The following is an 8,577-nucleotide window of genomic DNA, read 5'->3' as shown; positions in this document are numbered from 1 at the left end:
TTATATACAGGCGTACTGCTGTTCTTCATCTCGATCCGGTCGATCGGATAGGACTTGCCTTCCGCATTTTGAAGCAGATCTCCCGCCTTCAGATCTCCCGCCTTCAGATGTCTTGCTTCCACCCATCCTTGGCCATGCACCCAGAACGGATGCTCCCCGGTTGTCGTGATTGGAATTCCTTTGACGGTAATATGATACGTCTCATCCGCCTGACTCTGGAATAACTGAACAACTCTATGATACTCTGTTTTTCCCGTTGTTTCATCTTTTGCCTGAACGAGATCCCCGACCCGGATTTGTTCAATCGGCTTGAATCCTACTTCGGTCATCACCAAATGGCCGCTCGTAAAATCCGCAAAAGCAAGTGGAAGGCTTGTAAATGAAAGGGCAAAAAATAATAATAGGGCTATAAACTTTTTCATATTCTTCTCCTTGCCAACCCTCCAAAGCATAAAAAGGAATCCGTTCCATCGCTTGCTTGAAGCGAAAACTCTCGCCCGTAAAGGAGAGAATATGAGCATGGTGCACCAAACGATCCACTAGCGCAGACTTTAGCTTGGTGTCCCCAAAGATGGAGGTCCATTGGCCAAATTCCATGTTGGACGTCACAATGACAATTTGCCTTTCGTAACAATGTAAACGACAAATAGACCCCACCTAGCAGTCAGAATGGGGCCCGTGTATGATGAATGCAGATTCGTTCACGCGACAGGAGTCCGGAAGGTGCGATGACCATGGCATGAACGGAGCGAATGCTTCAGAAGGCAGCTTAGGGTCGAAGCCTGCCGTCCGTTCAATGCGCGTGGATCCAACGTGATGCTCGGCGCACCAGAGCTTCATCGATCAATTCAAAAGGTTACCATTAGGGATTAATCATTGGGGTTACATATACAAAAAGGGACGTATGATAGTAAAAAATGAAGCAGCCGCGAACCTAGTTATCAAGTCGCAGCAGCTTCATTTTTTATGTCCGTAATAAGCTGATTAACGGATGCAACAGTAAAAAAAAGATATACCAAAGGTACTATATGCGTGCTTTAACAAGATGATGGAGTACATCCGTCTAGCTATTATACTAAGGTGCGGATGACCAAGGAACTTGTCATGCAGGCGCTCCGGCAAGCTTACGGCGTCGTCAGCCGGAAGGCATCGTGCTACACCACTCAGATCGGGGAAGCCAGTATGCTTCCCAAGCCTAGCAAGACTTGCTCCAGACGCATTCATTCGTCAATGGGTTAGTTGACCCCTGATAAAATGGAAGGTAAGTATCTCAATTCGAAGACCGCCGCATAATTATTTCCGTGTCTACGATCTTGACCTAATACCATTTTCTGAAAAGGAGGCAGTGAGAGTGCATTGCCGGTATGCTTGATTGCTGCTACTCTTCACGGAAGCCTTCTCCAAGCACGTCGTGGACATCGCTGACGACGATAAAGGCGCACGGGTCGATCTGCTTGACGAGCATTTTGATGCGGCGCATTTCGGTGCGGCTTACGACGCAGTACACGAGCTGCTTGTGTTCATGGGAGTAGGCTCCGATGACGGGAATGAGCGTCACGCCGCGTTCCATCTCGCTCGTTATCGTCTGCGAGATCGCTTCGGCATGGTCGGTGATGACGGTGAAGGCTTTGGCCGCATAAGCCCCTTCCTGAATAAAATCAATGATTCGGGATGAGATGAATACGGTTACGAGCGTGTACAGTATTTTTTCCTTCGGAATGTAGAACAAGGCGGAGCCGATGATGACGATATCGAGCAGCAAAATGAATTGCCCTATGCTGATCCCGAATCTTCGGTTCGCGATCCGCGCCAGGATGTCTACGCCTCCGGTGGTGCCGCCGAAGCGGAACACGATGCCAAGGCCGGCCCCTAACGTCACACCCGCATACAGGGAGGCAAGAATGAAATCGTGCTCCGTCTGGAACGGGACTATCCATTGATTGGCCACGGCCCGTTCGAACAGCCACAAAAACAAGGTGAGGGACAAAACGCCATAGATGCTGTATATGAGTTGCCGAGTTCCCAACGCTCTCCACCCGATCACAAACAGCGGGAGGTTCAGCACGAGTGTGGAAATCGATGGCTGAATGCCTGTGGCATAGTTCAGCAGCAGCGTAATCCCGGTGACGCCGCCTTCCATCAGTTGGTTCGGAATAATGAAGTAGATCAGTCCGAACGCGTATACGGCCGTTCCGATCGTTATCGGCAGATAGGTCTGCCATATGCGTTGCAGCCAGGTCGAATCCACGTGTGGCAAGACTCCTTTTTCCGTATAGATAAGCATCGCGCCTGAGCGGCGCATTCTTAGTATATCGAAATAAGTTACATATAAAAAAGCATTTGTTTTCCAGCCGGGTATACGTTAACATAATAGCAGAAATGAAACAGATAACGAAGAAGGGGATGGCATGGCGACAAATTCGGATTTATTGGTGCTCTTGTCGTCGCTGCGCGAGAAGCCGTTGGCAGAAATGCAGCGCGAAGTGGACCGTTACATATCGCAATTCAAGGAAGGTTATTTTAGTCCGCTTGCCTTGCTGGCGCGCTTGTCGGAAGAGGTAGGCGAACTGGCCAGGGAAGTGAATCATACGTATGGCGAGAAGCCAAAAAAGGCTTCGGAGGCAGACAATTCCATTGAATTGGAGTTGGGGGACATCCTGTTCATTTTATTATGCTTTGCCAATTCGCTTGGCATTGATTTGACAAAGGCGCATGACGATATTATGCACAAATTCAAAACGAGAGACGCTGATCGCTGGACGCGGATTGAGGAACATCCGAACGGTTAGCGGGTACGATAAGGAAAGGAATAGGCGAGGATGGAACAAATCAAAGTAGCCGTTGTCGGAGCAGGAGGCCGTATGGGCCGTGAAGTCGTAAAAATGGTGCTGGGAGATGATGCGCTTCGCCTCGCTGCCGCTGTCGACCGTTCGGAAGGTCCTGTCGATGCCGGTTCGCTGGTCGGATTGACGGCCTGTGGCGTCATCGTCGAGTCCGATCTCGAGGAGGCGCTGCAAGGAAGCGAGCCGGATGTCATGGTTGATTTCACGACGCCGCGAGCGGTGCTACAGCATACCGAGCTGGCGATCCAGCACGGGGTTCGCCCGGTAATCGGAACGACGGGGTTCGCCCCGGGAGATATCGAACGCTTGGGCGACATGTGCGAGAACCAGGGAATCGGCGGCTTGATCGCGCCAAATTTCTCGCTTGGGGCGATACTTATGATGCGCTTCGCGCAGCAGGCGGCCAAATATTTCCCGGATGTTGAGATTATTGAATACCACGGGGATCAGAAGCTGGACGCGCCTTCGGGGACATCCATCAAGACGGCCGAGCTGATTTCCCAGGCCAGAGAAGAGAAGCATCAAGGCAATCCGAACGAAGAAGAGAAGCTGGAAGGCGCGCGCGGAGGGTACTATCATGGATTCCGAATTCATAGCGTACGGCTCCCAGGAGTGTTTGCACAGCAGGAGGTTATTTTCGGCGGTGATGGACAGACCTTGAAAATTCGCCATGATTCTTATGAACGGGCCGGCTATATGCCGGGAGTCAACTTTGCGGTGAAGAAGGTGATGGAGCTTCAAGCGTTGGTTTACGGATTTGAACATTTGCTAGACGACTAAGCCGTTATATGACAGGGGATATCACAACGGAGGTTACAGCATGTACAAAATCGCATTTATCGCTCATGACCGGAAGAAAGACGAGATGGTCAACTTCGTGACGGCATATGAACGTGTATTCCGTGGCCACCAGTTATACTCTACTGGCACAACGGGACTTCGCATTTTGGAGCAAACTGATTTGGACATCCATCGCTTCCAATCGGGGCCGCTTGGCGGCGATCAGCAGATTGGCGCACTTGTCGCCGAAAACGAGATGGATCTCATTATTTTCCTGCGCGATCCGTTAATGGCCCAACCGCATGAGCCGGATATTATCGCGCTGCTTCGTCTATGCGACGTCCAGGGCATTCCGGTGGCAACGAATGTCGCGTCGGCGGAAATTTTGGTTAAAGCGCTGCAGCGCGGCGATTTTGCATGGCGAGAATTGTCTCATAAATACAAGCCAGGAGTGGACGTGTAATGAAAGAGCTGGATATCCTTGCCTTTGGCGCACATGCGGACGATGTGGAGATCGGGATGGCGGGCACCATCGCCAAGCATACGAAGATCGGCTTCCGTGTCGGCATCTGTGATCTGACAGAGGCGGAGATGTCCTCGAATGGAACAGTCGAGCGTCGGCGCGGCGAGGCGCAGCAAGCAAGCGACATTCTTGGCCTGACGGTTCGCGACAATCTGAAGCTGCCTGACAGGGGGCTGGAGCACCGGCACGAGCATATCGATGCGGTTGTCGGGGCGATCCGCCGCTATCGTCCCCGCCTCGTATTCATGCCTTACTGGGAGGATCGCCACCCGGATCATATGCAGTGCAGTCGTATTGTGCAGGAAGCGATTTTTAATGCGAAGCTTCGCCGGTATATACCCGATATGCCCGTGCATCACGTGGAGCAGGTTTTTTATTACTTCATTAATGATATCGCTCCCGCGCAGATTCTGGTCGATGTGACGGATGTCTATGAAGAGAAGCGCAAGGCGCTGCGTGCCTATTCTTCACAATTTTTCCGCCCAAGCGGTACCGATGATGTCGTCTTGACGCCGCTTAATCAAGGGTATGTGGAACGGGTCGAGGCGAGAGACGCTCTGCTTGGGCAGGCCAGTGGCTTTGCCCTGGCCGAAGGCTTTGCGATGAAGGGGCCATATGCCGTTTCCTCCTTTTTATAATTATCCGTTCAGGTCATGCGAAATACCGGGGGACGAAGCATTTTGGAACAGATAGGAGGGATCGGCTTGAAGGAAGAACTGAAAATCGGAATTACCTGCTATCCGTCTCTCGGAGGCTCGGGCGTCGTTGCGACCGAGCTAGGGAAGCTTCTGGCAGAGCGAGGGCATCAAGTGCACTTTATTACCCACAATATTCCATTTCGTCTCGGATCCGGGTTCTTGAAGAACATCTACTATCATGAAGTGGATGTCAACGATTATTATGTTTTTCGCTATCCGCCCTATGATTTGTCGCTAGCGAATAAAATGGCGCAGGTAGCCAGTATGCAGCAGCTCGACGTATTGCATGTGCATTACGCCGTGCCGCATGCGGTGTGCGCCTACTTGGCCAAGCAGATGTCCCATCCGGATCTGAAGGTTGTCACAACGCTGCACGGGACAGATATTACGGTTCTCGCCCAGGATGAGTCGCTCAAGGATATGATCCGGTTCGCCATCAATGAGAGCGATGCGGTTACTGCCGTTTCCCAAGATTTGATCAAAGAAACGCGGGAGCTGCTGGACATTACCCGCCCGATCGATTTGACCTACAATTTCGTTGACAAGCGCATCTATTATCCGCGGGATGTCACTCAGCTTCGCGCTGAATTTGCTTTTCCGTTTGAAAAAATTTTGATGCATATTTCAAATTTCCGACCGGTCAAGCGGGTAGCGGATGTCGTGGATATGTTTTATCGCGTGCAACAGGAAGTAGCCGCCCGTCTCGTGTTCGTCGGTGAAGGACCGGATATGCCGAAGGTGCAATGCAAAATCCGGGAGATGGGGCTTGAGGACCGGGTTCACTTTCTCGGGAAGCAGGATGAAATCGCCCAAGTCATCTCGATGGCCGATTGCTTGCTGCTTCCTTCGGAGAAAGAGAGCTTTGGCCTGGTCGCGCTCGAAGCGATGGCTTGCGGCGTGCCGACGATCGGCTCGGAGGCCGGAGGTATTCCGGAGCTGGTGAAGCATGGAGTGACCGGATTCCTCGCTCCGATCGGGGATACGGAAGCGATGGCGGATTATGCCATTCAAGTGCTGAGCCAGCCGCGGCTCGCCCAGATGATGCGCGAGGCGTGTCTGCATCGGGCTCATCACGATTTCTGCAACGATCTGATCACGTGGGAATATGAAAAAATATATTACCGGGTGCTCGGGCAAGAGGTCGGCATTCCGAAGCCCATCTGTTGACGTACGCCGGAATCTACTGTGCGCAATTGGCTGCCATTGCGCGCTTGCATGTAAAGGGGAGACCCATGGATGAAATGTAATCCAGACGAAGAAGTGTTGTATGCAAAGGCGCAGCAAGTGATGCGCCATCTGCTGGCGGCGGGGCATGAAGCCTATATTGTCGGAGGCTCCGTGCGGGACAGGCTGCTCGGCCGGCCGAGCGGCGACATCGATATCGCCACCTCCGCTCTGCCGGAGCAAGTGACGGCGTTGTTCCGCCGCGTCGTGCCTACGGGAATCGGCCATGGCACGGTGACGGTCGTTATGGATCATGATACGTATGAGGTGACGACGTTCCGCAAGGAATCTGCCTATGAGGATCATCGGCGGCCCGAAGAGGTCGAGTTCATTGATGATCTGGTGGAGGATCTCCGGCGCCGCGACTTCACGATCAACGCGATGGCGCTTGATATTGAAGGCCGCTTGCGGGATCCGTTCGGCGGCCGGGATGATCTGCAACGGCGCCTTATCCGCTGCGTCGGCGACCCGGAGACGCGCTTTTGCGAGGATGCCCTACGGATGCTGCGGGGCGTCCGCTTCGCGTCGCTGCTGGAAGGACGCATCGCCAAGTCGACGTGGCGGGCGCTCCTCCGCCAACGGGCAACGCTGCGCTACGTCGCGATGGAACGCGTGCGCGACGAGCTGTGGAAGCTGACCGCTGGAGCCGATCCGGCCCGCGGGTGGGCAATGCTTGCGCGCAGCGGGCTCCTGCGCTATGCGAAAGAGCCGCTCGGCGCGCTGGCAGGCCCTGCGCCAGATGGCTGGCCGCAGCTCTTATGCGCGCTCGGGGCTGTAGCTGGGCCCGAGCTTCGCTTCGCTTCGCTGCTGCTCGGCCTGGCGGCTGGCGAGGCGGAAGCGAAGCGCATCGTGCAGGCGCTTCGCTTCTCGGGCGCGCAGCAGGACGCAGTGCTCGGCGTCCTGCGCGTGGAAGCACGGCTGGCGGCTGGGGGCGAGGCCGCTCTGGCTGGGCCCGGCGGCGAGCGCGCCTGGCGCCGGGCCTACGCGGAGGCGCTTTACGCCTGCGGCGAGGACGCGCTCCGCGGATGGCAGACCTGCCGCCGGGCGCTGGCCGGCGTGCCGGAGGAGCGGCTTGCGCCGTTCCTGCGGGACGGCGAAGCCTGGCTCCAGCGCATCGCCGTCCGCCGCTTGCCGGATATCGCCCTGACGGGCGGGGATCTGCTGCAAGCGTCCGGCCGTCCGTCCGGGCCGTGGCTGCGCGAGGCGCTCGAAGCCGCCTGGCTCGCCGTCGCGCTCGACGATGTGCCGAACGAGCGCGATGCGCTTAGGAAATACGTGGAGAAAGAGTGGAACCGAGCATGAATCAAAAAGTACTGGACTGGTTCCGGGAACACCCGGATCAATATATTTCCGGCGAGGAATTGAGCTGCCGGCTCCAGATTACGCGAACGGCCGTATGGAAGCATATCCACGTCCTTTGCGCCAAAGGCTACGGCTTCGACGCCGTGCCGAAGCTCGGGTACCGGCTCGTAACCCAGCCGACCCGGCTCGATGAGGCGGCGCTGCTCAGCAAGCTGGTGCCGGGCACCTTCGGCAACCGGTTCCGTATCCTGGAGAAGACGGATTCGACACAGAACGAAGCGGCCGCCTGGGCGCAGGAGGGCGTGCCCGAGGGCGCGGTCGTCCTGGCGGAAGAGCAGACGAGCGGCCGGGGCCGCCAGGGGCATGTCTGGCATTCGCCGGCAGGTAAGGGCGTCTGGATGAGCATCGTCCTCCGCCCTCGCATTTCGCTACCGTATACGCCGCATCTGACACTGCTCGCGGCGGTGGCCTTATCCCGGGCGATGAAGAAGCTGACGTCGGCCCCGCTCGGCATCAAATGGCCGAACGACATCTTCGTCGACGGCAAGAAAGTGGCCGGCATTCTGCTGGAGTCGGCCGCCGAAGGCGAGCGGCTGCTCTATGTCATTGCCGGCATCGGCGTCAGCGTCAACCTGGACAACGGCGACTTCCCAGAGGAGCTGCAAAAGAAGGCGACGTCCCTGAAGATCGTCACGGGCCGGGACGTGGATCGGGCGTCGCTGGTGGCGGCATGCCTGCAGGAGCTGGAGCAGATGTACCGGCTCTATGAGGAGCAAGGGTTCGCGCCCATCCGCACGCTGTGGGAGGCGCAGAGCATGACGCTAGGGCGCCAGGTGACCATCGATACCCCGCAAGGGCCGCTAGAGGGTGTGGCGAAAGGGCTGGATGAATCCGGGGCCCTGCTGCTGAAGGACAAGACGGGAGAGGTGCACAAAGTTTTTGCCGGAGATATGCATTTTTCCGGGTGAAAGAGGTCCATGGATCTGTTATACTGTAGTCGGTGAGGCGGTATCTCAGGAGAGAATCGCACTCACCCAAGCAAGGAAAATCGTGTCGACAAGTACATATTCCTTGACGAACGTGGTGTCACGTATCTGCTCTGAGCCGAAGGGACCGAGACAGAAGGACGTCCGCATGCGACCTCTTTTTCTCTTTGGTGACCTTTTTAGCAGGACATGCTGAGAGGTTTTTTTGTTTTGCGCACACT

At 55.6% G+C, this 8,577-nt stretch carries 9 protein-coding genes and 1 pseudogene; 7 read left to right on the top strand and 3 right to left on the bottom strand.

Annotation, left to right across the window (positions count from 1 at the left end; all coding sequences use genetic code 11):
• The 3 genes and pseudogenes from PPOP_RS07070 to PPOP_RS07065 all read right to left on the bottom strand — a co-directional run.
• The coding region (locus PPOP_RS07070; protein WP_006285472.1) for a polymorphic toxin-type HINT domain-containing protein at nucleotides 1–422 on the bottom strand (422 nt) is incomplete at its 3' end.
• A 37-nt stretch (nucleotides 423–459) separates the two neighbouring features.
• Nucleotides 460–633 (bottom strand): annotated as a pseudogene (locus PPOP_RS20210) (ATP-binding protein); the annotation flags it as partial.
• A gap of 745 nt (nucleotides 634–1,378) precedes the next feature.
• Nucleotides 1,379–2,248, bottom strand: a complete 870-nt coding sequence (locus PPOP_RS07065) for a YitT family protein (RefSeq protein WP_006285471.1) — start codon at nucleotides 2,246–2,248, stop codon at nucleotides 1,379–1,381.
• A gap of 223 nt (nucleotides 2,249–2,471) precedes the next feature.
• On the opposite strand from PPOP_RS07065, the gene PPOP_RS07060 reads away from it, so the two are divergent.
• From PPOP_RS07060 to PPOP_RS07030, 7 genes are all read left to right on the top strand, one after another.
• Nucleotides 2,472–2,789: a nucleotide pyrophosphohydrolase gene (locus tag PPOP_RS07060; RefSeq protein ID WP_422730621.1), complete on the top strand. Its 318-nt coding sequence runs from the start codon at nucleotides 2,472–2,474 to the stop codon at nucleotides 2,787–2,789.
• Nucleotides 2,790–2,819: 30 nt separating this feature from the next.
• The gene (gene dapB / locus PPOP_RS07055; RefSeq protein ID WP_006285469.1) at nucleotides 2,820–3,623 is read left to right on the top strand and encodes a 4-hydroxy-tetrahydrodipicolinate reductase; all 804 of its coding nucleotides are present in this window, start codon (nucleotides 2,820–2,822) and stop codon (nucleotides 3,621–3,623) included.
• Between the two features lie 40 nt (nucleotides 3,624–3,663).
• Entirely contained in the window at nucleotides 3,664–4,086 is a 423-nt protein-coding gene (mgsA, locus tag PPOP_RS07050; RefSeq protein ID WP_006285468.1) for a methylglyoxal synthase, read from the top strand.
• Nucleotides 4,086–4,784: a bacillithiol biosynthesis deacetylase BshB1 gene (gene bshB1, locus PPOP_RS07045; RefSeq protein ID WP_006285467.1), complete on the top strand. Its 699-nt coding sequence runs from the start codon at nucleotides 4,086–4,088 to the stop codon at nucleotides 4,782–4,784. Before mgsA ends, bshB1 begins: the two co-directional genes overlap by 1 nt.
• Before the next feature lie 66 nt (nucleotides 4,785–4,850).
• Nucleotides 4,851–6,011, top strand: a complete 1,161-nt coding sequence (gene bshA / locus PPOP_RS07040) for an N-acetyl-alpha-D-glucosaminyl L-malate synthase BshA (RefSeq protein WP_006285465.1) — start codon at nucleotides 4,851–4,853, stop codon at nucleotides 6,009–6,011.
• A 69-nt stretch (nucleotides 6,012–6,080) separates the two neighbouring features.
• On the top strand, nucleotides 6,081–7,370 hold the full coding sequence (locus tag PPOP_RS07035; RefSeq protein WP_042227748.1) for a CCA tRNA nucleotidyltransferase: 1,290 nt from the start codon (nucleotides 6,081–6,083) through the stop codon (nucleotides 7,368–7,370).
• On the top strand, nucleotides 7,367–8,338 hold the full coding sequence (locus PPOP_RS07030) for a biotin--[acetyl-CoA-carboxylase] ligase (RefSeq protein ID WP_006285461.1): 972 nt from the start codon (nucleotides 7,367–7,369) through the stop codon (nucleotides 8,336–8,338). The genes PPOP_RS07035 and PPOP_RS07030 overlap by 4 nt, the downstream gene beginning before the upstream one ends.
• The last annotated feature ends 239 nt before the right edge of the window (nucleotides 8,339–8,577 follow it).

Source organism: Paenibacillus popilliae ATCC 14706 (genome assembly GCF_000315235.1).
In the GTDB taxonomy this organism is placed as follows: Bacteria; Bacillota; Bacilli; order Paenibacillales; family Paenibacillaceae; genus Paenibacillus_B; species Paenibacillus_B popilliae.
This window is presented reverse-complemented; position numbering and strand designations above follow the sequence as displayed.

Excerpts from the sequence above, each read along its gene's own strand:
- PPOP_RS07030 (WP_006285461.1), top strand. The coding sequence starts at position 7,367 with ATGAATCAAAAAGTACTGGACTGGTTCCGGGAACACCCGGATCAATAT.
- mgsA (WP_006285468.1), top strand. The coding sequence starts at position 3,664 with ATGTACAAAATCGCATTTATCGCTCATGACCGGAAGAAAGACGAGATG.
- PPOP_RS07060 (WP_422730621.1), top strand. The coding sequence starts at position 2,472 with ATGCAGCGCGAAGTGGACCGTTACATATCGCAATTCAAGGAAGGTTAT.
- PPOP_RS07035 (WP_042227748.1), top strand. The coding sequence starts at position 6,081 with ATGAAATGTAATCCAGACGAAGAAGTGTTGTATGCAAAGGCGCAGCAA.
- bshB1 (WP_006285467.1), top strand. The coding sequence starts at position 4,086 with ATGAAAGAGCTGGATATCCTTGCCTTTGGCGCACATGCGGACGATGTG.
- dapB (WP_006285469.1), top strand. The coding sequence starts at position 2,820 with ATGGAACAAATCAAAGTAGCCGTTGTCGGAGCAGGAGGCCGTATGGGC.